The organism is Streptomyces sp. TS71-3, assembly GCF_018327685.1.
GTDB lineage: Bacteria > Actinomycetota > Actinomycetes > Streptomycetales > Streptomycetaceae > Streptomyces.
This window is the reverse complement of record NZ_BNEL01000001.1, coordinates 4089543-4113104: the sequence shown is the minus strand read 5'-3', so window position 1 is coordinate 4113104 and position 23562 is coordinate 4089543. Positions and strand designations below refer to the sequence as shown.

General features: G+C 73.5%; 19 protein-coding genes and 1 pseudogene. 8 read left to right on the top strand and 12 right to left on the bottom strand.

Annotated elements, in window-relative coordinates:
• Positions 1 to 50 precede the first annotated feature (50 nt).
• A complete protein-coding gene (locus Sm713_RS16535) occupies positions 51 to 1397 on the top strand; it encodes an MFS transporter (RefSeq protein WP_212910370.1) in 1347 nt (448 codons plus the stop codon).
• A gap of 133 nt (positions 1398 to 1530) precedes the next feature.
• On the opposite strand, the gene Sm713_RS16530 is transcribed toward Sm713_RS16535, so the two are convergent.
• Positions 1531 to 2742 carry an MFS transporter gene (locus Sm713_RS16530; protein WP_212912052.1) on the bottom strand — a complete coding sequence of 404 codons (1212 nt, stop codon included), beginning with the start codon at positions 2740 to 2742 and terminating at the stop codon, positions 1531 to 1533.
• A 394-nt stretch (positions 2743 to 3136) separates the two neighbouring features.
• Between Sm713_RS16530 and Sm713_RS16525 the strand changes: the two genes are divergently transcribed.
• Both Sm713_RS16525 and Sm713_RS16520 read left to right on the top strand, forming a co-directional pair.
• Positions 3137 to 4183 carry a rod shape-determining protein gene (locus tag Sm713_RS16525; RefSeq protein WP_212910369.1) on the top strand — a complete coding sequence of 349 codons (1047 nt, stop codon included), beginning with the start codon at positions 3137 to 3139 and terminating at the stop codon, positions 4181 to 4183.
• Between the two features lie 356 nt (positions 4184 to 4539).
• A complete protein-coding gene (locus Sm713_RS16520) occupies positions 4540 to 6168 on the top strand; it encodes a cytochrome bc complex cytochrome b subunit (RefSeq protein ID WP_212910368.1) in 1629 nt (542 codons plus the stop codon).
• Between the two features lie 63 nt (positions 6169 to 6231).
• Here Sm713_RS16520 and Sm713_RS16515 read toward each other — a convergent pair whose 3' ends face one another.
• The 9 genes and pseudogenes from Sm713_RS16515 to Sm713_RS16475 all read right to left on the bottom strand — a co-directional run bounded on the left by Sm713_RS16515 (position 6232) and on the right by Sm713_RS16475 (position 15488).
• Complete coding sequence (locus tag Sm713_RS16515) at positions 6232 to 6618, bottom strand: cytochrome c oxidase subunit 4 (RefSeq protein ID WP_212910367.1); 387 nt, start codon at positions 6616 to 6618, stop codon at positions 6232 to 6234.
• On the bottom strand, positions 6615 to 8363 hold the full coding sequence (gene ctaD / locus Sm713_RS16510) for a cytochrome c oxidase subunit I (RefSeq protein WP_212910366.1): 1749 nt from the start codon (positions 8361 to 8363) through the stop codon (positions 6615 to 6617). Before ctaD ends, Sm713_RS16515 begins: the two co-directional genes overlap by 4 nt.
• 171 nt (positions 8364 to 8534) lie before the next feature.
• Positions 8535 to 8735 (bottom strand): DUF5133 domain-containing protein, encoded by a 201-nt coding sequence (locus tag Sm713_RS16505; RefSeq protein WP_212910365.1) that lies wholly within the window; start codon positions 8733 to 8735, stop codon positions 8535 to 8537.
• A 524-nt stretch (positions 8736 to 9259) separates the two neighbouring features.
• The gene (locus Sm713_RS16500) at positions 9260 to 11497 is read right to left on the bottom strand and encodes a catalase (protein ID WP_212910364.1); all 2238 of its coding nucleotides are present in this window, start codon (positions 11495 to 11497) and stop codon (positions 9260 to 9262) included.
• Positions 11498 to 11887: 390 nt separating this feature from the next.
• Complete coding sequence (locus Sm713_RS16495; protein WP_249416334.1) at positions 11888 to 13000, bottom strand: SRPBCC family protein; 1113 nt, start codon at positions 12998 to 13000, stop codon at positions 11888 to 11890.
• A complete protein-coding gene (locus Sm713_RS16490; protein WP_249416333.1) occupies positions 12993 to 13619 on the bottom strand; it encodes a DNA primase in 627 nt (208 codons plus the stop codon). The genes Sm713_RS16495 and Sm713_RS16490 overlap by 8 nt, the downstream gene beginning before the upstream one ends.
• 142 nt (positions 13620 to 13761) lie before the next feature.
• Positions 13762 to 13995 (bottom strand): annotated as a pseudogene (locus Sm713_RS40460) (gas vesicle protein GvpG); the annotation flags it as partial.
• A gap of 4 nt (positions 13996 to 13999) precedes the next feature.
• The gene (locus Sm713_RS16480) at positions 14000 to 14779 is read right to left on the bottom strand and encodes a GvpL/GvpF family gas vesicle protein (RefSeq protein ID WP_212910361.1); all 780 of its coding nucleotides are present in this window, start codon (positions 14777 to 14779) and stop codon (positions 14000 to 14002) included.
• Positions 14780 to 15122: 343 nt separating this feature from the next.
• Positions 15123 to 15488 (bottom strand): gas vesicle protein, encoded by a 366-nt coding sequence (locus Sm713_RS16475; RefSeq protein ID WP_212910360.1) that lies wholly within the window; start codon positions 15486 to 15488, stop codon positions 15123 to 15125.
• 330 nt (positions 15489 to 15818) lie between these two features.
• Here Sm713_RS16475 and Sm713_RS16470 point away from each other — a divergent pair, with 330 nt between their 5' ends.
• Positions 15819 to 16277 carry an RICIN domain-containing protein gene (locus tag Sm713_RS16470; RefSeq protein WP_212910359.1) on the top strand — a complete coding sequence of 153 codons (459 nt, stop codon included), beginning with the start codon at positions 15819 to 15821 and terminating at the stop codon, positions 16275 to 16277.
• A 158-nt stretch (positions 16278 to 16435) separates the two neighbouring features.
• Here Sm713_RS16470 and Sm713_RS16465 read toward each other — a convergent pair whose 3' ends face one another.
• Positions 16436 to 18022, bottom strand: coding sequence for an FAD-dependent oxidoreductase (locus Sm713_RS16465; protein ID WP_212910358.1), 1587 nt, complete (start codon positions 18020 to 18022; stop codon positions 16436 to 16438).
• 457 nt (positions 18023 to 18479) lie between these two features.
• On the opposite strand from Sm713_RS16465, the gene Sm713_RS16460 reads away from it, so the two are divergent.
• The 3 genes from Sm713_RS16460 to Sm713_RS16450 are packed head-to-tail and all read left to right on the top strand — an operon-like array spanning position 18480 to position 20825.
• Positions 18480 to 19172 carry a HemK2/MTQ2 family protein methyltransferase gene (locus Sm713_RS16460; RefSeq protein WP_212910357.1) on the top strand — a complete coding sequence of 231 codons (693 nt, stop codon included), beginning with the start codon at positions 18480 to 18482 and terminating at the stop codon, positions 19170 to 19172.
• A complete protein-coding gene (locus Sm713_RS41690) occupies positions 19156 to 19758 on the top strand; it encodes a CDGSH iron-sulfur domain-containing protein (protein WP_374195990.1) in 603 nt (200 codons plus the stop codon). Before Sm713_RS16460 ends, Sm713_RS41690 begins: the two co-directional genes overlap by 17 nt.
• On the top strand, positions 19755 to 20825 hold the full coding sequence (locus tag Sm713_RS16450) for an iron-containing redox enzyme family protein (RefSeq protein ID WP_212910356.1): 1071 nt from the start codon (positions 19755 to 19757) through the stop codon (positions 20823 to 20825). The genes Sm713_RS41690 and Sm713_RS16450 overlap by 4 nt, the downstream gene beginning before the upstream one ends.
• A 109-nt stretch (positions 20826 to 20934) precedes the next feature.
• Here the strand turns inward: Sm713_RS16450 and Sm713_RS16445 are convergent, their stop codons facing one another.
• Positions 20935 to 21567, bottom strand: a complete 633-nt coding sequence (locus Sm713_RS16445; RefSeq protein ID WP_212912050.1) for a TetR/AcrR family transcriptional regulator — start codon at positions 21565 to 21567, stop codon at positions 20935 to 20937.
• A 328-nt stretch (positions 21568 to 21895) separates the two neighbouring features.
• On the opposite strand from Sm713_RS16445, the gene Sm713_RS16440 reads away from it, so the two are divergent.
• Positions 21896 to 23452 (top strand): glycoside hydrolase family 30 beta sandwich domain-containing protein, encoded by a 1557-nt coding sequence (locus Sm713_RS16440; RefSeq protein WP_212910355.1) that lies wholly within the window; start codon positions 21896 to 21898, stop codon positions 23450 to 23452.
• The last annotated feature ends 110 nt before the right edge of the window (positions 23453 to 23562 follow it).

The following is a 23562-nucleotide window of genomic DNA, read 5'->3' as shown; positions in this document are numbered from 1 at the left end:
GTTGCGCTTTGATATCCAGATTGACTACGTTGCTTTTTGAAACTCAGCCGATGACGGCACCCCCATGCCACTTCCTGGAGCCCTCCGTGCCCTCCGTACCCCCCGCGCCTCCCGCGCCCTCCGCACCTGCCGCGCCTCCCGCGTCCCGCTTCGGAACGCGTGCCAGCTTCTGGACCGCCGGCGCGGTCGTCGCCCTCGCGTTGTGGACCAGCGCGTCCCCGACCATGACCTACCCGCTCTACCAGGCCGACTGGGGCGTCTCGACGACGGCCGTCACCTGGATCTTCGCCGCCTACCCGATCGCCCTGATACCGGTCCTCGTCATCTTCGGAGACCTCTCCGACCACATCGGCAGACGGGCGTCCATGCTGCTCGGGCTCGCCGCCGAGTTCGCCGGCGTGATGCTCTTCGCCCTGGCGGGCGACGTCGCGTGGCTCCTGGTCGGCCGGGCCTTCATGGGGCTCGGGGTGGGCCTTTCCATCAGCCCCGCGAGCGTGGCCATGGTCGAGTTCAGCGCCCCCGGCAAGGAGCAGCGCGCCGGCGGCGTCAGCACCGCCGTCTCGGCGCTCGGCATCGGCCTGGCGATGGTGGTCGGCGGCGCACTGACCCAGTACGCCCCCTTCCCGATCCATCTGAACTTCTACGTGCTGGCCGCCACGATCGCCGCCGTGGCCTGCCTCGTGGCGCGGATGCCGCACCACACCCCGGACGAGACCGCCGAGCGGTGGCGCATCCGGCCGATCGCCATCCCCCGCGGCAGCCGGGGCGTCTTCGCCGCCGGCGCGATCGCCTTCGCGTCGTCCTTCCTGCTCGGGGCGATCGTCCTGCCGCTCGGGGCGAAGATCGCCCAGCAGCTGGCGGGTTCCACCAACGCGCTGGTCACGGGCGTCCTGCTGTCGGTCTTCGCGGCCTGCGTCACGCTCTTCGCGCTGCTGGCCCGGCGCATCCACGTGTGGCTCCTCGTGGTCCTCGGGGCCGCGGGATCGCTCGGGGCGGTGTGGCTCTTCGTCCTCACGGGTGCGGTGCACTCCCTGGGGATCTTCTTCCTCGCCTCGGCCGTCGCGGGCGCCGCCTACGCGTTCGACTTCGCGGGCGGGCTGATGGTCTTCAGCAGGTACGCGGCGCCCCACCACCGGGCGAGCATGGTGTCCGGCGGCTACCTCGCCGGCTACGCCGCCCAGGGCATCGGCGCGCCCGCGCTCGGCGCCGTGGCCACCGCGCACGGCCTGATGTCGGGCCTGGTGACCGGCGCGGTCGCGTTCGGCGCCTTCTTCGTCATCGTCCTCGCGGGAGGGCTGGCCGTCCTCGCACCGCTGCACCGGTCCGGCCGGGCCCCCGCCGTCCCCGAGCGGGCACCGGCGCCGGAACCCCGCCGCACCTCGGACGCCGGAGTCTGACCGGCGCCGAAGCCGGCCGATCCCGCTCGGGAGCCCGGTCGCTCGGGAGCCCGGTCGCTCGGGAGCCCGGTCCCCACCGCCACGGGGCCGGGCGCGCCCGTGGGACGGGGTGCCCCAGGGGAGCCGGGCACCCTCACGCCTGCGGGTACCGCGCGTCGTAGCGCAGGAAGCCCCGCCAGGTCAGCCCCAGCGCCGCCACGGCGAGCACGCACAGCAGGCCGCCGCCGGTGATGGCGACCGCGGGCGAGGTGAGGTCGCCCACCGAGCCGGCGATGAAGTCACCGAGGCGGGGGCCGCCCGCGACCACGACGATGAAGACGCCCTGGAGCCGGCCGCGCAGCTCGTCGGGGCTGGCCGCCTGCATCATCGTGTTGCGCAGCACCATGGAGAACGTGTCGGAGCAGCCGGCGAGCGCCAGGAAGAACAGGCCGAGCGGCAGGCTCCGGGTCAGGCCGAAGGCCGCGACGGAGACGCCCCAGCCGGCCACCGAGAGCAGGATCACCAGACCGTGCCGGCGCATCCGGCCCAGCCAGCCGGAGAACACCGAGCCCGCCAGCGCGCCCACCGCGGGCGCCGCCACCAGCAGGCCGGTGGTGCTGGCGTCCCCGCCGTACCAGAGGACGGCCACCGCGGGGAACAGCGCCTTCGGGCTGGCCAGCACCATCGCGCACATGTCGGAGAAGAAGTTCATGCGGATGTTGGGGCGGGTCGCGAGGAAGCGCAGCCCGTCGAGGACGGACGCCCGCCGCTGCCTGCCCTCGGCGCCCTCCGTGCGGTCCGGCCGCATCGCGGGCAGCCGCCACATCGCGTACAGCGAGGCGGTGAACGCCACCGCGTCGATGATGTACGCCGCCTGATAGCCCCACAGCCCGACCACGAGACCGCCGAGCATCGGCCCGAACATGGTGCCCGCCGTCATGGTCATGGATCCGAGGGCGTTGGCGGCGGGCAGCTGGTCGGCCGGCAGCAGGCGGGGCACCATCGCCGCCCTGGCCGGGCCGTTGAGTGCCGAGCCGACGGCTTGCAGCGCCACGATCGCGTACAGGAACCACACGTGCTGGAAGCCGGCGATGGCGTCCGCCGCGAGGATGAACGACAGCGCGCAGAGCCCGAGGGACGAGTGGAGACCGAGCTTGCGGCGGTCGACGGTGTCCGCGATGGCTCCCCCGTAGAGCCCGAAGACGACGAGCGGGACGAGCGTGAAGAGGCCCACGAGGCCGACGGAGAAGCTGGAGTGGGTGATGTCGTACACCTGGAGCGAGATCGCCAGGGCCGTCATGGCCTGGCCGAGCCGGGAGACGGTGTCCCCCATCCACAGCCGCCGGTAGTCGGCGGAGTCGCGCATCGGGGTGAGGTCGGCGAGGATGCGCCGCCGGGGCCGCGGCGGTGGCTCGGCGGCGGGGACGACGGCCGGCGTGGTGTCCGCGGGGACGACGGGAGAGGGGCCGGGTATCGGACCGGCGTCGCGCTCGGCGCCGCCTTTTTCTTCCTTCGGGGCTGTGCTGGTCACACGGGATGCTAACAACGGGCTCCGGCAAGGGGCTCCGGCGCGAGCCCCGGACGTCCGGAGCGCGGTGCGGAGGGGGCCGTCCGGGGGCCTTCCGGCGAAGATCACCCGTGCGGTGGCGCACCACCCGGCTCATCCCATAGTGCGACTTTTGTCCTTTACCCGCACCATGCGAAGACGGGGCCACCGTCCGTTGGCCCGCCACGGTCTTGCGCTCTCGGGAGGATTCGCCATGACCATCAGTGCCGGCCTGGAGCAGCTCCGCCGCTGCCATATCGGCGTCGACCTAGGGGCCACCAGGACCCGGGTCTTCGTGAAGGGCTCCGGGCTCGTCGTCGACCAGCCGAGCGCCGCCGCCGTCAACACCAAGACGGGGGCGCTGATCGCGGTCGGCGAGCTCGCGGAGCAGATGACGGGCCGGACGCCCGGCTACATCCGCGTGGTCCGGCCGATCTCCGGCGGCACGGTGGTCGACATCGAGGTGGGCCGGCGGATGCTGCGGGCGCTGCTCGGCGACAAGGTGCGGCGGGCGCTGCGCCGCAAGCCGCGGCTGCGCGCCGCCGTCTGCGTCCCGCACGACGCGGACCCGCTGGCACGGCGGGCCGCGACGGAGACGCTGCTCGGCCTCGGCGCCCGCCGGGTGGAGCTGGTGGACTCGCTGATCGCCGCGGCGGTCGGCAGCGGGCTGCCCGTGGAGCGCGCCGAGGCGACCATGATCCTCGCGTGCGGCGCGGCCACCACTCAGATCGCGGTGCTCTCGCTCGGTGCCGTGGTCACCGCGGAGCGGGTACCGGTCGGCGGCGAGGCCATCGACAACGCGATCGTCCAGCTGCTGCGGCAGCGGCACGAGTTGCTGCTCGCGACGCAGTCGGTGCGGCCGCTGCACGTGGCGCTGTCGGGGAACGGCCTGACGCCGGCGGGGCCCGAGTGGGCCGAGATCCAGGGCCGGGACGTGATCACCGGGCTTCCCAGGTCGGTGCACGTGGACACGGCGGAGGTCCGCGACGCCGTCCGGACGCCGCTGGTCGGGATGCTCGACGGGATCGGCAGGGTGCTGCGCGACTGCCCGCCGGATCTGGTGGCGGACCTCGCCGACCAGGGCGTGATGCTGGTCGGGGGGAGCGCGCTGCTGCCCGGCCTGGATCAGACGCTGCGGGACGCCACGGGGATGCCGGTGCGGATCGCCGAGCGTCCGGACCTCTGCGCGGTGCTGGGGCTCGGGGCGCTGGTCGAGGGCAAGGTCGAGCCGATGATCCTCGATCCGCTGGGCGTGGCGTAGGGGCGGTCGCGGCGCGGGGCACGCCGTCGGGCGCCCCGTCCACGCCCCCGGCGTGCGCCACCCTCGGGCGGGCTCCCCCGGCCTCGCCCGCCGCCTCCCCCGAGCCCGGCAGCCCGCCCCCGCACGGCACCCCCGACCAGCCGGACCGCCCCAGGGGCAACCGCACGTGACGCGGGGCCGGGTCCGCCGTGCGGGGTGGCCGCCGCCGAACGGCCCGCCCGCGGGAGGCACCCCCGCGAGAGGCCCGAGCGCGAGGCGCCTGTGCGCTGTTCTGCCTAACGCCCTGGTTGGCCGGGCCCCGCAGGGGTTAACCATGCCGCGTGGCGGGCACGGGCGGACGGGACGGAGGACGGCACATGCTGCTGCGGCGGCGCGAGGCGAGACCCCCGGCCCGGGTGCGGGACGCCGCGGTCACCGGCTTCGAGGTGCTGGACCGCAGGCTGCCCGCCGCCGAGACCGCGGGGCTGCTGCGGAAGGCGTTCCCGGACCACTGGAGTTTCCTGCTGGGCGAGCTGGCGCTGTACAGCTTCGTGGTCCTGGTGCTGACGGGCGTCTACCTGACGCTGTTCTTCGACCCGAGCATGCGCGAGACGGTCTACCGGGGCGGCTATCTGCCGCTGCGCGGCCAGCTCATGACGCAGGCGTACACGACGACCCTGCACATCTCCTTCGACGTGCGCGGCGGGCTGCTGATCCGCCAGATCCACCACTGGGCCGCGCTGCTGTTCCTCTCCGCGATCGGCGTCCACATGCTGCGGATCTTCTTCACCGGCGCCTTCCGCAGGCCCCGCGAGGGGAACTGGACCATCGGCGTGACGCTGTTCCTGCTCGCCCTGCTGGAGGGCTTCTGCGGCTACTCGCTCCCCGACGACCTGCTCTCCGGCACCGGCCTGCGCACCGCGTACACGATCGTCACCTCGATCCCCGTGGTGGGCACCTACCTCGGCTTCCTCGCCTGGGGCGGGGAGTTCCCGGGGCACATCATCATCCCCCGGCTCTACATCACCCACGTGCTGCTGGTGCCGGCGCTGCTGGTGGTACTGATCGCCGCCCACCTGATCCTCGTGGTGTACCTCAAGCACACGCAGTGGGCATCGCGCGGCAGGACCAACAGGAACGTCGTCGGCTCCCCGCTCTTCCCGCACTTCACGGCCAAGTCCACGGGCCTGTTCATGATGGTGTTCGGCGTGCTGGCGGTGCTCGCCGGAGTGGCCCAGATCAACCCGGTGTGGGTGTACGGCCCCTATGTCGCCGACCAGATCTCCACCGGCTCCCAGCCGGACTGGTACGTCGGCTTCCTGGAGGGCTCCCTGCGGCTGATGCCGCCGTGGGAGAACGACTTCGCCGGGCACACCCTGATGTGGAACGTGTTCATCCCCGCGGTGCTGCTGCCGGGACTGCTGTTCATGGTGCTCTTCCTCTACCCGCTGTTCGAGAAGTGGATCACGGGGGACGGCCTGGAGCACCATCTGTGCGACCGCCCCCGGGACCGGCCGGTGCGCACCGCGTTCGGCGTGGCCGGGATCGTGTTCTACGCCGTCCTGCTGCTCGCCGGCGGCAACGACGTGATCGCCTACTCGTTCAGGATCTCCGTCAACGCGCTCACCTGGATCTTCCGGATCGGCGTCGTGGTGGCGCCGGTCCTCGCGTTCGCCGTCACCAAACGGCTCTGCCTGGCGCTCCAGTCGCACGAGCGCCGGGTCCTGTCGGAGGGCGTGGAGACCGGCTACGTGCGCCAGAGCGTGTACGGCGGGATCAGCGAGGACCACCGGCCGCCGCCCGGGTCGCTGCTGTACCGCTTCCTGGTGCGCGAGCTGCCCCGCCCGCTGCCCGCTCCCGGCGCCGAGGCGCCGCGCCGCCGCCGGCTGCGCGCCGCCCTGAGCACCTGGTACTACCGCAACCGCGTGGAGCTGCCCGCCACCCCGGAGCAGCGCAGGCGCGTCGACGAGGCACTGGCCTCACCGGTGGGCGAGCGCAAACCCTGACGGTGCGGGGAGCCGCGTGCCCGGCCCGGCGGGCGGGGCGGGTTCACCGGGACCGGTGCACGTCTAGAACCGGTTCACGTACTGGAAGACCATGCCCGACGCCCCCGCCACCAGCACCCCCGCGCCGATCAGGAAGAGCCACAGGCCGTGCACGACGCCGATCGCGGCGAGGCCGGCGCCGACGGCGGTCAGCAGCGGGTAGGGGCTCTGCGGCGAGAAGAAGTCGAGCGGCCCGGCGCGCTCGGCGATCCGGGAGTCCTTGCGGTCCTCCGGCCTGTCGCCCACCCGCTGGTGGGTGCGGGCGAAGAAGAACGCCACCAGTGACGCCATCAGGAACGAGACGGTGAGCGCGGCGATGCCGGCGGGCTCCCTGGACCACCACGCGTAGATGGCGTCGACGACCAGGAAGAAGCCGGCCACGCCGGTGAAGAGGTACGCCTCGGCCTTCACCCGCCGCCACCTCCCCCCTCGCCGCGCCGGGTCCCCTCCCACCGCTCCGTGCCGGGTGTGGGACGGGCCGGGGTGCCGGCGCGCAGGGCGCCGACCTCGGGGTGGCGCAGGTCGAACGCGGGCGAGTCGGAGCGGATCGGCGGCATCGCGTGGAAGTTGTGCCGGGGCGGCGGGCAGGACGTCGCCCACTCCAGCGACCTGCCGAACCCCCACGGGTCGTCCACGGTCACCTTCGGCGCGCGTGCGGTGCGCAGCACGTTGTAGGCGAACGGCAGCGTGGACAGGCCCAGCACGAACGCGCCCACGGACGAGACCGTGTTGAGGACGGTGAAGTGGTCCGCCGCGAGGTAGTCCGCGTAGCGCCGCGGCATGCCCTCCTCGCCGAGCCAGTGCTGCACGAGGAAGGTGGTCTGGAAGCCGGCGAAGAGCGTCCAGAAGTGGATCTTCCCCAGCCGCTCGTCCAGCATCCGCCCGGTCCACTTCGGCCACCAGAAGTAGAAGCCCCCGAACGTCGCGAAGACCACCGTCCCGAACAGCACGTAGTGCATGTGCGCCACGATGAAGTAGGAGTCGGTGACGTTGAGGTCGATCGGCGGGGAGGCGATGAGGACGCCGCTGAGGCCGCCGAGCAGGAAGGTCACGAGGAATCCCATCGCCCACAGCATCGGCGTCTCGAACGACAGGCTGCCCCGCCACATGGTGCCGATCCAGTTGAAGAACTTCACGCCCGTCGGCACCGCGATCAGGAACGACAGCAGCGAGAAGAACGGCAGCAGCACGGCGCCGGTGGCGAACATGTGGTGCGCCCAGACGCTGGCGGAGAGCATGGTGATGGCGATGGTCGCGCCCACCATGCCGACGTAGCCGAAGATCGGCCTGCGGCTGAAGACCGGGATGATCTCCGTGATCACCCCGAAGAACGGCAGCGCGACGATGTACACCTCCGGGTGGCCGAAGAACCAGAAGAGGTGCTGCCAGAGCACCGCGCCGCCGTTCGGCGCCTCGAAGATGTGCGCGCCGAACTTTCTGTCCGCCTCCAGCGCCAGCAGGGCCGCCGTCAGCACCGGGAAGGCCAGCAGGGCGAGGATCGCCGTGAAGAGGACGTTCCAGGTGAAGATCGGCATCCGGAACATGGTCATCCCCGGGGCCCGCAGGCACACGATGGTGGCGATGAAGTTCACCGAGCCGAGGGTGGTGCTCAGGCCCGCCAGCACCAGGCCCATCGCCCACAGGTCGCCGCCCTGGCCCGGCGAGCGGACGGCGCTGTTGAGCGGCGCGTAGGCGAACCACCCGAAGGGCGCGGCGCCGCCCGGCACCACGAAGCCCGAGACCACGATCAGCGCGCCGAACAGGAAGAGCCAGTACGTCATCGCGTTCAGCCGCGGGAAGGCCACGTCGGGGGCGCCGATCTGGAGCGGCATCACGGCGTTGGCGAAGCCGGCGAACATGGGCGTGGCGAACAGCAGCAGCATGATGGTGCCGTGGATGGTGAAGAGCTGGTTGTACTGGTCGGTGCTCACCACCTGCAGTCCCGGGCGGGCCAGCTCGGCCCGCATCAGCATGGCGAGCACGCCGGCCAGCAGGAAGAAGCAGAACGCCGTCACCATGTAGAGGTTGCCGATGACCTTGTGGTCGGTGGTGACGAGATACCCCAGCAGCCGGCTCCCCGTGCTGACGTCGCGGTCGGTGCGGGGCGGTGCCGGCGGGCGGGCCGCCTCCACCGGCTCCTGGTCGAGCTGCGTCATCCCACCTCCCGCGGCGCGCCGATGCCGCATGTCCTTAGCCGCGGCGGGCGGGAGGCAAACGTGCGTTGGCCCATCCGGCTCAGCCGGACGGGCCCTTCCCGGTCGTACGGTCCCGGTCGTGCCCGGGGCCTGGTTCGGGTGCCCGGTCCGGGTGCCCGGTCCGCGTGGAGGTCAGGCGGAGCCCACGTAGTGCTCCGCGGCGAGCACCGCCTCGCGGGCGGTCCTGCGGCCCATGAGGATGCACAACGTGTAGCCGGCGTCCTCGAACCGCCTGCGCACCACGGCGTCCGTCGGCATGTCCCACAGCCGCCGCTCCCAGAGGCGGTACCGGTGGAGTATTCGGATGACCTTGGGCTTGTCGGGCAGCAACATCAGGGGCCCTCCAGACTCCACCCCATCGTCACACGGCACCGCCCCACTTTCCTGTTGGCCCTTCAACCACAGGTCCACGATGCGCCCCAGGCCCGCCCCGGCCTCCCAGGGGGCAGCCCCACATACGGGCGCAGCCCGAGAACACGGGCGCAGCCCGAAAAAGGGGCGCGGGGAACGGCGCGAGCAACCACCACCCACCGACGATCCGAACACGACAGCAACCACCCCCTCGGACCGGCGACGACCCGACGGCCACGTCACGACCGACCGCGCCCCAGGGCAGACCGAGGCGCAGCCCCACATACGGGCGCAGCCCGAGAACACGGGCGCAGCCCGAAAAAGGGGCGCGGGGAACGGCGCGAGCAACCACCACCCACCGACGATCCGAACACGACAGCAACCACCTCAGACCGGCGACGACCCAACGGCCACGTCACGACCGACCGCGCCCCAGGGCAGACCGGGGCTCAACCCCGGTCAACCGAGCCACGGCACCGGCACAGCGGCAGGCCGCAGGCCCCTGCCTAGGACGGGAACCGGTCCCACACCCGGTGCGTGGCCAGCAGCCCGGTGAGCGAGTCGAGGACCCCGCCGGCATCGTCCCCGGTGACCACACCGGGCGCCTCCACGGGAACCCCGGCCTCCCGAAGCACCCGCTCCGCCCCGCCGAGCGCACCGATCGCCTTCTGATGCCGGTACGCCTCACCGAGCAGCAACAGCACCCTCGGATCGCTCGCCGCCCCGGCGGGCGTGCCGGGATCCGCGGCCTTGACGTCACGCTGCCCGTAGGCGTCCGGCGCCGGCCCGGTGACGCCGGCCAGCAGCACCGCGTCGAACTCGACGGACCGCGCCGTGGCGAAGGTCCGCTGCACCACGACCGGCTCCGTGCTGCCGTCCTGGAGCGTCCCGCCGGCCGGGGCGATCACCAGCGGCACCGTCTTGGCGTCGAACGCCGCACGCCGCGCGGCCCGCACCGCGTCGAGGTCGCAGTTCTCGTCCGCGACGATGCCGATGACCCGCCCGTCGACCGGCCACTCGCCGCCCAGCTGCGAGAGCGCGGGGCTCGGGTCCACCGTGGCCAGCGGCCGGTCGGGGTCCGGCGCCGCGAGCCCGAGGCCGCGCGCCACGCCCTCGCAGAGCTCCGGGTCGATGTTGGCGAGCGCCTGGAGGGTCCGCTGCTTGATGGGCGTCTCGTAGCACTTGTTCAGCTCGAAGGCGTACGCGGCGATGGTGTGCTGGCGCTCCACCGGCGTCAGGCTCAGCCAGAACCGCCGCGGCTGGCTGAAGTGGTCGTCGAAGGAGTCCGGCGCGCCGCGCTCCTTCTTCGCGGCGGGCAGGTCGAGCGGCACCTCGATGTACGCGGCCTCCTCGCGGCCCGCGAGGAACGGGCAGCCGCCGTCGAGCGAGTTCGGCCGGTAGGGCGCGACGCCCCGGTGCACGGCGGTCTGGTGCATGCCGTCGCGGAGCATGTCGTTGACGGGGGCGTGCGGGCGGTTGATCGGGATCTGGGCGAAGTTCGGGCCGCCCAGCCGGGTGATCTGGGTGTCGATGTACGAGAAGAGCCGCCCCGCGAGCAGCGGGTCGTCGGTGATGTCGATGCCGGGCACCAGGTGGCCGGGGTGGAAGGCCACCTGCTCGGTCTCCTCGAAGAAGTTCGAGGGGTTGGCGTTCAGGGTGAGCCGCCCGATGGACCGCACGGGCGCCAGTTCCTCGGGGACGATGTTGGTGGGGTCGAGCAGGTCGATGCCCTCGAAGGCCTGCTCCTCGTTGTCGGGGAAGGTCTGCACCCCGAGCTCCCACTCGGGGAAGGCGCCGGCCTCGATGGCGTCCGCCAGGTCGCGGCGGTGGAAGTCGGGGTCGAGGCCGCCGAGCATCTGCGCTTCCTCCCACACCAGGGAGTGCACGCCGAGCCGCGGCTTCCAGTGGAACTTCACCAGGGTGGTCTCGCCGTCGGCGTTCACCATCCGGAAGGTGTGGATGCCGAAGCCCTCCATCATCCGGAAGGAGCGGGCGATGCCGCGGTCCGACATGTTCCACAGCGTGTGGTGGGTGGCCTCGGTGTGCAGGCTGACGAAGTCCCAGAACGTGTCGTGGGCGCTCTGGGCCTGCGGGATCTCCCGGTCGGGGTGCGGCTTGCCGGCGTGGATGACGTCCGGGAACTTGATGGCGTCCTGGATGAAGAACACCGGGATGTTGTTGCCGACCAGGTCGAAGACGCCCTCAGCGGTGTAGAACTTCGTGGCGAAGCCGCGGGTGTCCCGCACGGTGTCCGCGGAGCCGCGCGAGCCGAGCACCGTGGAGAACCGCACGAAGACGGGGGTCTCGACGTCCTTGCCGAGGAACGCCGCCTTGCTGATCCCCTCGGCGGCGCCGTAGCCGCGGAAGACCCCGTGCGCCGCCGCGCCCCGGGCGTGCACCACGCGTTCGGGGATCCGCTCGTGGTCGAAGTGGGTGATCTTCTCCCGCAGGTGGTGGTCCTGGAGCAGCACGGGGCCGCGGCGGCCCGCCTTGAGCGAGTGGTCGGTGTCGTACAGCCGGTTGCCCTGCGCGGTGGTGAGGTAGGCCTCGCTCTGGGCGATGCGGTCCTGCTCCACGCCGGTGGGCTGCCCGGTGGGGCTGTAGACGTCGGGCCCGCTCTGGTCGTGCTTGGGCGGCAGCGGCTCGCGGGGCGTGGTGGGCTCGGCGACGGGTGGGGTGACCGGGCTCGGCCTGCCGGGGATCTCCCCGGAAGCGGCCTTCTTCGGGTCCTTGCTGTCGTTCATCGCTCCTCCGTGGCCGGTCGCGTCCCACGAACCTCGTGGTCATCGCGTCGGCGGGGTCGTGGGTGGGGCGTGGCCGGATGGTCGGACCGCGCCTCGGCGGGGAGAGGGCGGCGGGGCGGGCCGAGGGGACCGCAAGGCATTGGACGACCCGTGGGCACCGTCCGATCGCCGCGCATCCGCCCACCGGGCGGATGCGGCGCCGAGTACCCCCGGCTTCCGGATCGAAATCCCCCGATCACCCGGCCCGGACGCGCAGGGTGCGAGGGGCCGGCCGGGTCGGGGAGGTCCGCTCCGGCCGGGTCAGGGAGGTTCGCTCCGGCCGGCAGGGGGTGTCCGCGAGGTTGCTGCCCGCACCGGATCCACACGGTTCGGGAAGTGCCCTCGCCATGGTCATCGGCGGCTCCGTGCGGCGGAGCCACGGCGGCCGGCAGGACGCTCGTCCGCCGCGGCCTCCTCGTCAGGGTTTCCGTCCTGATCGGCGTAGTCCGCGGTCTCGTACCCCTCGTCCTCCTCGTACTCCGCCGCCTCGTCCTCGGGGTACTCGTCGTCCGCGGAGTTTCCGGACCCGTCCGGCTCCTCCTGCTCGTAGCCGTAGTCCGCCTCGTCCTCGTACTCGTCGCCCGGCTGCACGTCCTCGGCCTCGGACGGCTCGCCGTCCTCCTCCTCGGCGACGGCGTCCTCGTGGCTGCGCACGACCTCGCTGTCCCGGATCTCGCCGCGCCAGGCGCCGCTCGCCTCGCCGGTCATGCTGATGAACCGGGCGAAGTTCTTGAAGTCGAGCCGGGCCCTGCGGCCCTGCGCGTGCCAGAGGTTGCCGGTCTTCTCGACGAAGCCGACCGGGTAGTACTCCATGATCAGCAGGAGCCGGGTGAGGTTGGGCCCCAGCTCGTGGAAGGTCACCACGCCCTTCGTGGTGCCCTGCGCCGCCTCGGTGGTCCAGGCGATCCGCTCGTCGGGGATCTGCTCGGTGGTCGTGGCCTTGTTGGCGCGGTTGGAGAGGAAGATCTTGAACTGCCAGTCGGACTCGACGTCCTCGTCCGAGACATCCGCGTCCTGGACGCCCTTGGCGAAGCTGCTGAACTCCTGGTACTGCGTCCACTGGTCGTAGGCGGTGCGCAGCGGCACGCCCACGTCCACGGACTCCAGGATCACGGTGGGCTTGCCCTGGGCCTTCTTGTCCTTCTTGCCGTCCTTGCCGCCGCCCGGGAGCACGCCCTTGACGGTGTCCTTGAGCCCCCCGCCGACGGCGCCCAGCGGGTTCTTGCCCCCGATGAGCTTCTTGCCGCCCTCCGCGGCGAGCTTGCCGAGGCCGGGGCCGTTGCCCTCGGCGATGTCGGTCAGCCGGGCGGTGCTCTGGCCCAGCCTGTGCCCGGCGGCGCTGAGCAGGCGCTCCGCCTGGGCGCCCAGGTAGTCCTGGACCTCGCTCTTGAGCCGGTCGGCCGCCGGGCCGGAGGTGATCCGGCCGAGGGCGGACGTCGTCTGCTGGGACCGGGTGTCAGCCACGGTCACCGCCTCCCTTCTCCGGCCGCGGCCGGCGGACCGGGCCGCCCGGCGCGGTGCGGGCCGCGGCCCGCTTCCCGGGCGGGACACGGCCGGCAGCACGCTTGTCCGGGGCCTTCCGCACGGGCGCCCTGCCCGTGGAGGCCTTCTTCGCGGGTGCCTTCTTCGCGGCCTTCTTCGCCGTCTTCTTGGCGGGCCTCGGGCGCGGGCGCTCCTCCTCGGCCTCCTCGGCGCGAGCCCCGCGCTCCGGCTCCTCGCCCTCCTCCTCGCCACGGCCGGCTTCCGGGGCCTCGCCCTCGGGCCCGCCCCCCGCCATCCGTTCCCGCATCCCCGCGGTGTGGGACTGCAACCGGTCGGCCACGCCCTCGATACGCCGCTCGATCAGCGCGCCGGTGGCGGCCTTGCCGAGGCCGCCCAGCTGGCCGCCGAGCTGGTCGCCGAGGCCCTTGAGGTGCGGGCTGTTCCGCAACTGGTCGCCCACCGCGCCCTTCAGCGCCGAGGGGGTCACCGGCAGCCGGCGCCCCGCCGCCATGGCGCCCAGCATCAGCGCCATCTTCATCTTCCTGCTGCGCCCGAGGAGGTATCCGGCCCCGACAGCGAGGCCCATCGTCGTGCGATCCATCGTGTCCTCAACCGCCTTCCACCTGTCGTGGAGCCGCCTCCGTCCGTGGTGGCGCCTCTCCTGCCTGCCATGTCGGCCCTGGCTGCCGTGCGGCCGTCGAGGGCTGCCGGGCACCGGGGCCACCGCCCCACAGCACCCCGCCGGTGCCACCGCGGGAGCGCTCCAGCCGGTCGAGCAGCTCGTCCTCCAGACGGTCGGATTCCGCCTCGTCCAGCTCGCCGGCCGCCGGCCGCGCCTCCAGCCGCCCCGGCTCGGCGACGACGGCCGCCGGGTCGTCGTACCGGCGCTCGGCCTCGGCCGCCACCTGCCGTGTCACCCGGGCGCTGCCGCGCACCGGGGCGAGCGGGAGCGGCAGCATCTCGCCGAGCAGTTCCATGGCGTCACTCCGCGATCCGGCCCGTGGATCCGGTGGAGGTGCCCGGCACCGCGGGCCGCGCGGGTCCCGGCTCGACGAAGCTGTAGGGCGGCAGCGGGCCGTTGAGGCGCAGGTCCAGGTGCGGCCGGTCGGCGCGCAGCCGGTCGACGGCCTCGGTGAAGGCGCCGGTCCCCTTCCGCTCCACCAGGAAGGACACGTTCGCCACCCAGGACGCGGCCTCGGGGCCGGCCGTCACCGATGCCGTCACCTGCTCCAGCGTCCGGTACACCAGCTCGGCGTCCTCGGCCTGCTGCGCCTGGACGGCGGCCACCACCAGCTCGCCGAGTTCCAGCCGCTGCCGGTAGTTGCCGCCGCCGGCCGCGTTGTTGGCGTCGCTGAGGTCCCTGATGTCCGGGCGCCGCGCCATCACGTACCGCAGCACCGCGTCCTCGCGGTGGGTGGCCTTCACGTTGTACTCGACCTTGCCGGCCAGCGACTCCAGACGTTCGTGAAAGTGCTCACCGCGCTCGGCGAGCACGCCCCGCACCGAAGCGTCGTCGGGCGCGACGCTGCCGAACCGCATCGGCAGCACCGGGCCGTCCTCCTCCGCCCGGTACAGCACGCGCTGGTGGGCCATCAGGTCGCGGCGCTTGGGGCGCAGCCCCTCGGGGGCGTCGCTGACCACCGCGGTGAGGCCGCTCTGGACGACGGTGCGCACCGGGCGCGCCGGTTCTCCGACGCCCGTGATGCCGTCGGGCAGGCCGGGGTGGGAGCGGCCGGCGATGCCGTAGACGTACGTGCTCATCTCCGTTCACCCCTCTCCGTTCAGTCCTCGTCGTGCGTCCCGGACGTCCGGGACCTTTGAGGCGCCGGCCGCCTTCCTGCGGGGTGCGGGCCGGCGTCGCCCGGATCCGTCGTCGTCCTCGTCCCGGCCCTGCCGGAAGGGCTGGGAATCGTTCCTGCCGCGCCGGACAGAGCGCCCTTGGACTTGCCGCGCGCACCGGACTCGGTGACCTCGCCCACCCGTGTGTGCGCGTGGCTCCGGTCCGCGGTGCCGCGCCGGGTGTGGTCCACCGGCGGTGTGCTCCCGGCCGCTCCGGCGCGCTGCGGACGTGCCCGGGACCCGTGATCGCCGGCTCGGCCGCGGTTCAGCCGCGCTGGTGCGGATCGGCCCGGCCACGCTCGTAACCGCGGACGCGGCGGTGGCCGGTGAGCTCGCCTTCCTCGTCCGGCAGGACCTCGTGGCCGCCGAGCAGGCTCACCGTGTCCGGCGCCCTGGCCAGTTCCGGCACCTCCAGCTCAAGCGTCCAGCCATCGCCGGAGCGCTGGGCGGAGGTCATGGACTCGACGGTCATGCCGGTCAGCTCGGCGAGCTGCGTGCGCGCGCTCCGCTGGATCCGCATCAGACCCGGACGCCTCTTCGCACCGCTTCCGGACCGTTGCCCGTCTGTCACGTCTGTCACGTCGCTGCTGTTCTCTTCTCGGGTCGTGCCGTGGTGCTTGCTGTCAGGCATGGCACCACCTCGCGGGTCCGGGTGACCCGGGATGCCGCGGGCAAACCTTCAGGGCGAACGGATGGCCGAACCCGTGACACGGCGGGTGAACCGGCGGGCGCTCGCCGTGAGCGTCCCCTGCCCGTCGGGGTGCGCGCGAGGGCCGCGGATGCGGCGTGCCCTGCCCGGTACGGGCCCCGCCGTGTCGCGTACAGTTCGATCTGCCGGCCGTGCCCGCACGGCACGGTTCGCACCGCTTTCCCCTGTGGCGCCCGCCATGGTCCGCGACGCTCCCGTGACGCGCCACCTCACCCGTCGACCCAGATTCCGGGACAGGAAGAGGGCCCGCCCATGAACCGACCGATCCCGGACGGGCTGTACGTTCTGGTGCACGCCGCCTCCCGGAAGGTCCTCGACGTGCCTGGCGGCGGGTGGGACAACGGCGCCCCCGTGTCCGTGTGGGAGAGGCTCGGCCCGCAGGGCAGCCCCGGCCAGCAGTGGACGGTGGCGTTCGACCCGGCCCTCGCCACGTACACCCTGCGGCGTCCCGACGCGGAGAAGTTCCTCGACGTCGTCGGCGGCAGCCGCGAGGGCGGTGCCGCCGTCCAGGTGTGGGAAGGCACCCACAGCGACGCCCAGCGGTGGCGGTTCGAGCCCCGCGGCGAGGCCGGGCGGTTCGCCCTGGTCAACGCCGGCTCGGGCCTGCTGCTCACCGTGGCCGAGGACGCGGGGGACGGTGCCGCCGTCCAGCAGTCGCGGGAGGTCCCCGGCTCCGGCGGCCAGCAGTGGGAGCCGGTCGCCGTCGGCTGACGCCGCGCGTTCGTCGGGGCGGTCAGGATGGGCCGCCCGAGGCGCCCGCGCCGCGACACGGGTGAGACGCCCGGTGCACGCGGACGCGGGCGTGGACGCGGACGCGGGCGTGGACGCGTGCACCCACGCGAACCCGTCGCCTCACAGGACCCGTCGCCTCACCCGGACCCGTCGCCGGGCTCCTGGTGGGTTCCTTCACCGGCCGGGGCCGTGTGCGAGGTCTCCGCCCGCTTCAGGGGGTGCACCGCCGGTCCCTGGAGCACCTCCCCGTCCGTGCCGAACCGCGAACCGTGGCAGGGGCACTCCCAGGTCCGTTCGGCGTCGTTGAACCGCACCAGGCAGCCCAGGTGCGTGCAGCGCGCGGACAGGGCGTGCTCGCCTCCGTCCTCGTCCCGGTACACGGCGAGGTGCCGGGCGCCGCTGCGCACCACGGCGCCCTGCCCGCGGGCGATGCCGTCCGCCGTGGGTTCGGCGCGGCCCGGCAGCCGGTCGCCCACGAAGTACCTGGCCGTGTCGGCCCCCCGCTCCACCAGGGCGCGGCCCTCGCGCGGCAGGTGCAGCCGGCGGGGGTCGTAGAGGCCGGCCCACGGCAGGCCCTCGCCCTCCACCAGCGACCTGAGCAGCCGTCCGGCCGCCATCCCACCGCTCAGTCCCCAGCCGCCGAAGCCGGTGGCGACGTACACGTGCCGTGCCGCCGGGTGCAGCGGCCCGATGAAGGGCACACCGTCCGTCGTCCAGTTGTCCTGCGCCGCCCAGCGGTAGCGCACCTCGGCGGCGGGGAAGTGCTCCAGCATCCACGCCGCGAGCCGCCGGTACCGCTCCTCGACCCCGCCGGTGCCCGGCACGAACTTCTCGCCGGTGGCGATGAGCATCCGGTGCTCGGCGCCGTACGGGGCGGTGCGCAGCGAGCGCGTGGCGTCCTCCGGCGTCAGGTACATGCCTCCCGGCGCGTCGTCGCTCGGAAGGCGCCCCGCGACGACGAGTTCGCGGTGCGGCGCCATGCGCGCGAAGAGCAGGGCGCGGTCGAAGATCGGGTAGTGGGTGGCCACCACGACGTCCCGGGCGACGACCTCGGCGCCGCCGGCTGTGGTGACCCGGCAGGGCGAGCCCTCGTGCAGCGCGGTGGCCCGGGTGTCCTCGAAGATCCGGCCACCGCGGGCGACGAGGTCGCGGGCGAGGCCGTCCAGGAACGCCCGCGGGTGGAACTGCGCCTGGTCCGGCAGCCGCACCGCGCCGCTCACGGGGAACGGCAGCGCGGTCGCCGTCACGAACTCGGCGTCGAGCCCGGCGTCCTGCGCGGCCTCCGCCTCCGCGCGCAGCTCCTCGGCGCCCTCGGGGCGGGTGGCGTAGGTGACGGCGTCGGCGCGTTCCCACTGGCAGTCGATGCCGAGTTCCGCGCTCACCTCGCCCACCTGCGCCACGGCCTGGCTCTGCGACGTGGCGTACCTGCGGGCGGCGGTGGCCCCGGCCGCGGCGCGCAGCCGGTGGTAGGTGAACCCTTGCAGGGCGGAGAGCTTCGCCGTGGTGTTCCCCGTCACGCCCGCCGCCAGCCCGCCGGCCTCCACGAGCACGACGGAGCGGCCGGTGCGTGCCATCTCCCAGGCGGTGCACAGCCCGGCCATGCCTCCGCCGAGCACGGCCACGTCGGCCTCCGTGGTGGTGCGCAACGGTGGGTGGCGCTCCGAGAGCTCCCGCTCCATCCAGAGCGACACCGGCGCACCGGGGAGTCGCGGCGGGCTCGTCATGGCGTCCTCTTTTCGGTCGGCGGCGGGGGCTGTCCGACCGGTGCCCGGGGGCTGTCCGATCGGCGCCCGCGGAGGGGTGCCCGGGTCTGGGTCTGTCCGGTCGGCTTCGGCGTCTGTGCTCGGTCGGCTTCGGCGTCTGTGCTCGGTCGGTGCCGGTGTCGTTCCGTCGATGCCGGCGCCTGTATGCAGTCAGTGCCGGCGTCGGTTCGATCGGCACCGGAATCCGGGGCGAGTATCCGGCGGGGCGCCGCTCATGCATGTCCGGGTCGGACCCGGGCCCGTTCCGGGTCGAACATGGGCCCTGCCCTGCGTTTCCGTGTGAAAGCGCCGTACGGGGTACGCGTGGCCGGTATTCCGCTCCCGCCGTCGTGCCACGGGCGGACCCGGCCCCAGGATCCGACGGGTGCCCCGGGCCCCGGCGCGGCGCCCTGGTGGGAGCCGTAGCGCGGAGGTTTCCATGACGACCGCTTCCGGACGGCCCCCGGCCAGGCCGGGCGGCCTGGGGTCACCGCTGGTCCCGCCCGGTGTGTACGCGCCGGGAGACGACACGTTCCTGCTGGCCGAGGCCCTGACGCGGGAGAGGCTGCCGGCGGGTGCCGACGTGCTCGACGTGGGCACCGGCTCCGGTGCGCTCGCGCTGCACGCGGCGCGGCAGGGGGCGCGGGTCACCGCGGTGGACGTCGGGCACCGCGCCGTGCTGACGGCGCGGCTGAACGCGCTGCGCGCGCGGCGGCGGATCGCGGTGCACCGGGGCGATCTGTTCACGCCGGTCCTGGGCAGCTCCTTCGACTTGGTGGTGTGCAATCCGCCGTACGTGCCGACGCCTGAGGCCACGGGTCCGCGCGACCGCAACCCGGCATGGGAGGCCGGCACCGACGGCCGGGACGTCCTGGACCGGCTCTGCGACGGCGCCGGCGAGGTGCTGCGGCCGCACGGGGCGCTGCTGATGGTGCAGTCCGGGCTCTGCGGCGTCGAGGACACGCTGCGGAGGCTGGCACGCGCGGGGCTGCCGGGCACGGTCTGCGACCGCCGGTGGATCCCGTTCGGGCCGGTGCTGCGCGCCCGGCTGCCGTGGCTGCGCGCCCGGGGCCTGCTCACCGTCCAGGACCGACACGAGGAGCTGGTGGTCATCCGTGCCGAACTCCCCTGACCGCGGGCCCGGCCACTCCCCTGGGCGGGACCCCGGCCGCTTCCCCGGCCGGGACCGCCGGGACCCCTGCCGGGTCACGCTCAGCGAGGAGGGTCCCCTTCTGGTGCCGGGCCCCGTCGAGGTGCGGATGGACGACGGCACGGTGGCGGCCTCGGACCGGTTCACCGTCGCCCTCTGCACCTGCCGGCGCACCGCGACGCCGCCGTGGTGCGACACGAGCCACCGAAGGCAGCCGCCCCGCCCGGCACGCGACGACCCGGCACGCAACGCCTCACGACCACCGGACCGTTCCCCACCGCACCGGGCCGACCGGACGGATCCGGCCGAGAACGCGGACGGGGCGGAGAACGCGGACCGCGCCGAGAACGCGGACCGCACCGAGAGGAGGAACCGGGCCGAGCACACGAACCGGGCCAAGCACGCGGACCGCACCGAGAACACGAACCAGGCCGCGAACACGAACCACACCGAAGACACGAACCAGGCCCCGAACACGAACCACACCGACGACACGAACCAGGCCCCGAACACGAACCACACCGACGACACGAACCAGGCCGAGGACAGGAAGGGAAACGGACCATGACCGCTTCGGCACAGGCCGCATCGCGCGAGACGGTGCGGGCGCCCGGGTACGTGTCACGCACCGCGGGCCCACCCGGCGGGCCCGCCCTGCCCCGCCCCCGCGGCGAGCTGTCCGGTGCCGTGCTCGCCGCGCTGGCCTCGCCCGGTCGTGCCGGCGCCGGGTTGCCCGGTACCCGGGAGGCCGGCGCGGCGGACCCGTACGGCGACGACCTGCACCTCGCGCTGTACGCCCTCTACGAGTTGCACTACCGGGGCTTCGCGGACGTCGACCCCGACCTGGAGTGGGACCCGGCCCTGCTGGAGCTGCGCGCGGCCCTGGAGCGGCGCTTCGAAGCGGAGCTGCGGGCCGCCACCGGCCCGGTCGCCGACGTCACCGGCGCCCTGGACACGCTGCTCACCGGGACGGCCGAGGACGCCGACACCGACGTCAGCCGCTTCCTTCGGCGCCAGGGACGGCTGTGGCAGCTGCGCGAGTACGCCGCGCTGCGCTCGCTGTACCACCTCAAGGAGGCCGATCCGCACGCCTGGGTGATCCCGCGGCTGCGCGGCCGCGCCAAGGCCGCCATGGTGGCGGTCGAGTACGACGAGTTCGGCGGCGGGCGGCCCGAGGGGGTGCACGCGGAGCTGTTCGCGGAGCTGATGACCGACCTGGACCTGGACCCGGCGTACGGCCGCTACCTGGACCAGGCGCCCGCGGCGGCCCTCGCGCCCGTCAACCTGATGTCGATGCTGGGGCTGCACCGCGCCCACCGCGGCGCGCTCGTCGGGCACTTCGCGGCGGTCGAGGTGACGTCGTCACCGGCATCGGCGCGGCTGGCCGCCGCCCTGCGCCGCACGGGCGCGGGGCCGGCCGCCGAGTACTTCTACACCGAGCACGTGGAGGCCGACGCGGTGCACGAGCAGGTGGTGCGCAGGGACGTGCTCGGCGGCCTGCTCGCGGAGGAGCCCGACCTGGCCCCGGACATCGCCTTCGGCATCCACGCCACCACCCACCTGGACACCCGGCTGGCCGAACACCTCCTGGACCTCTGGCGGTCGGAGCGCAGCGCGTTGCGCACGCCGCTGTGAGCGAGCCACCGCCGGGGACTCCGCCCGCACGCCCGGTTCGCGGCCTGCCACGCGCCGGTGCCGGGCCACGACTGGTTCGTAGCCCGCCAGGCGAGAGTGCCGGCGAGGGCTATTCGGGAAGCCCCGCGGCGAACCGCTCCGGCGCCAGCGAGGCGAGCAGCGCCGAGACGACGCGCTCGGTGGCCGCGGCCATGTCCACCGCCTCCGGCGCCAGCAGCCACTGCACCTGGAGGCCGTCCATCACGGCGATGACGGCGTTGGCGACGTGCTCGACCTCCCGGCGTGCGTCCCCCTCCTGCCGAGCGCGCTCCTCACCGCGCTCTGAACCGCTCCCGCCGCCGGCACCGTCCGCACCGCCCTCGGCACCGCCCAGCCCGCAGGCCTCGTACAGCGCGTCGGCGACGAAGGTGCGCAGGCCCGTGTAGCGGTCGCGGAAGTACTCCTGTGCGGGGTGGCCCTCGGTGACGCTCTCCGCGGAGAGCACGGTGTAGAGCCGGACGATGCCCTCGCGCTCGGCGTTCCGCCGGGCCGTGTCGACCAGGTGCCGCAGGAACGCGAGCCCCTGCGGGCGGTCGGGGCCGAGCTGGCCGATGTCGGCCCGGTCCCGCAACTCCAGGACGCCGGTGAGCAGTTGCGACTTGGAGCGGAAGTAGTGCAGCACCCCGGCCTGGGTGAGCCCGACCCGGTCGGCGATCTCGGCGAGCGAGGCGTTGTGGTAGCCGCGGGCCGCGAACGTCTCCACCGCGGTCTGAAGGATCTCCTGGCGCCGCTGGGCCCCCACGCCGCGCGGGGCCCGGGGCGTGGCGCCGCCGGTGATCCGCTCCCTGGCCGTGTTCTCGCTCACCAGGCGCAGTGTACGGCGCCCGGGCGCCCCACCCGAGAGTAAGTCTGGACCAGAGCCTTACCAAGTACTTGGTAAGTATGTTTCCATGGCGCCCTCCACACCCGCGTGACGCCGCGTCACCGCCCAGCAGCGGGCACTCCCCGCCTGCCGGGCACGCCCACCGCGGCCAGCGCACCCGCGCAGCCGGCGCCCGCCGCTGCCGGCCGAGACCCCCACGGAGCAGCAGATGCCCCCCACCCCGCAAGGCCCCGCGTCCCCCACTCCCCCGCGGCTGCGCGCCGGGCTCAGCCGCCGGGCCTTCCTCGCCCTGACCACCGCGGGGGCAGCCGCCGCCGGATCCGCCCTGCTGCTGCCGGATCAGGCCGGCGCCGCGGCCAGGGGCACCCGAGCCTCCGACGCCGCCCAGGTGACGTTCAGCTCGGAGTCGACGGCCGACGGGTTCGAGCCCAAGAGCGGTGCGTGGTACGAGGATCCGGCCACGGGTCTGGCCGGGGTGGCGTACGCGCTGAGCAAGCAGGACGACATCGCGTTCACCCCCGCGGGAGGCGGCTCCGGCCAGGTGATCGGCGTCGATCCGGGGACCGCGTACCAGAGCGTGCTCGGCATCGGCACCTCGATGGAGGACTCCACCGTCTACGCCCTGTCCCTGATGAGCCCGGACGCCCGCACCAAGGCCCTGCGGGCGCTCTTCGACCCGGCGTCCGGCGCGGGCTTCGGCATCACCCGCATCTGCTTCGGCACCTCCGACTTCAGCCAGCCGGCGTTCTACACCTACGACGACGGCGCCGCCGACCCGGACCTCGCGAACTTCTCCATCCAGAAGGACATCGACAACCACGTCATCGCGACCCTGAAGGAAGCGCTCCAGATCAACCCCGACCTGGTCGTCTTCGGCACCACCTGGAGCGCCCCGGCCTGGATGAAGGACAACAACAGCCTGATCGGCGGGCACCTGCTCGACGAGTACGTGCCGGCGTTCGCGGCGTACTACCGCAGGACCGTGCAGGCCTACGCCGAGCAGGGCATCACCGTCCACGCGGTGACGCCCCAGAACGAGCCGCTGAACGCCGCCAAGCAGTACCCCAGCATGCTGGTCTCCGCCGAGCAGGAGCAGCGGCTCCTGGACGCGATGCACCAGGAGTTCGCCGATGCCGGCCTGGCCACGGAGATCTGGGGCTACGACCACAACTTCGGCCAGGCGGCCGACTACGCCGCGGGCCTGTACGGCACCCCGGGCGCGTACTCGGACGCCTACCGCAACTCGACGGCCATCGCGCTGCACGACTACTCGGGCGACCCGAGCGCCATGAGCGGGCTCAAGGACGACTACCCGGACCTCGACGTGATCATGACGGAGCGGATGGTCTGGGGCACCGAGGGGGCCGACCGCATCGCGCAGTACCTGCGCAACTGGTCGATCGGCTACGTCGCCTGGGCCACCATGCTCGACCAGAACCGGCAGAGCCAGCAGTTCGGCACGCCCGACCCGACGCCCCTCATCCAGAGCCCGGCCGACCGGGACAGCTACTGGGCGCTGCCCGAGTACAACTTCTTCGCGCAGTACGCCAGGTTCGTCCAGCGGGGCGCGAAGCGGATCGACAGCGACTACGGGGACGCGGGCACGGTCACCACGGTGGCCTTCCTCAATCCGGACGGCACGGTGGCGGTGATCGTCGTCAACCAGACCGGCGCGGACCAGGACCTCACCCTGCGCTCCGAGGGCCGGCAGCTCACCGCGACACTGCCGGCGAAGACGGTCGGCACCTACGTCTGGCAGCGCTGACCCGGCGCCGCACCCGACCCACCCCTCCGAGGGCCCTCGCGACCGCGCGAGGGCCCTCGGCCTTTCCCGCGCCCACCCCTTGGCCGCCCCGTGGCCGGTTCCGGATGCCC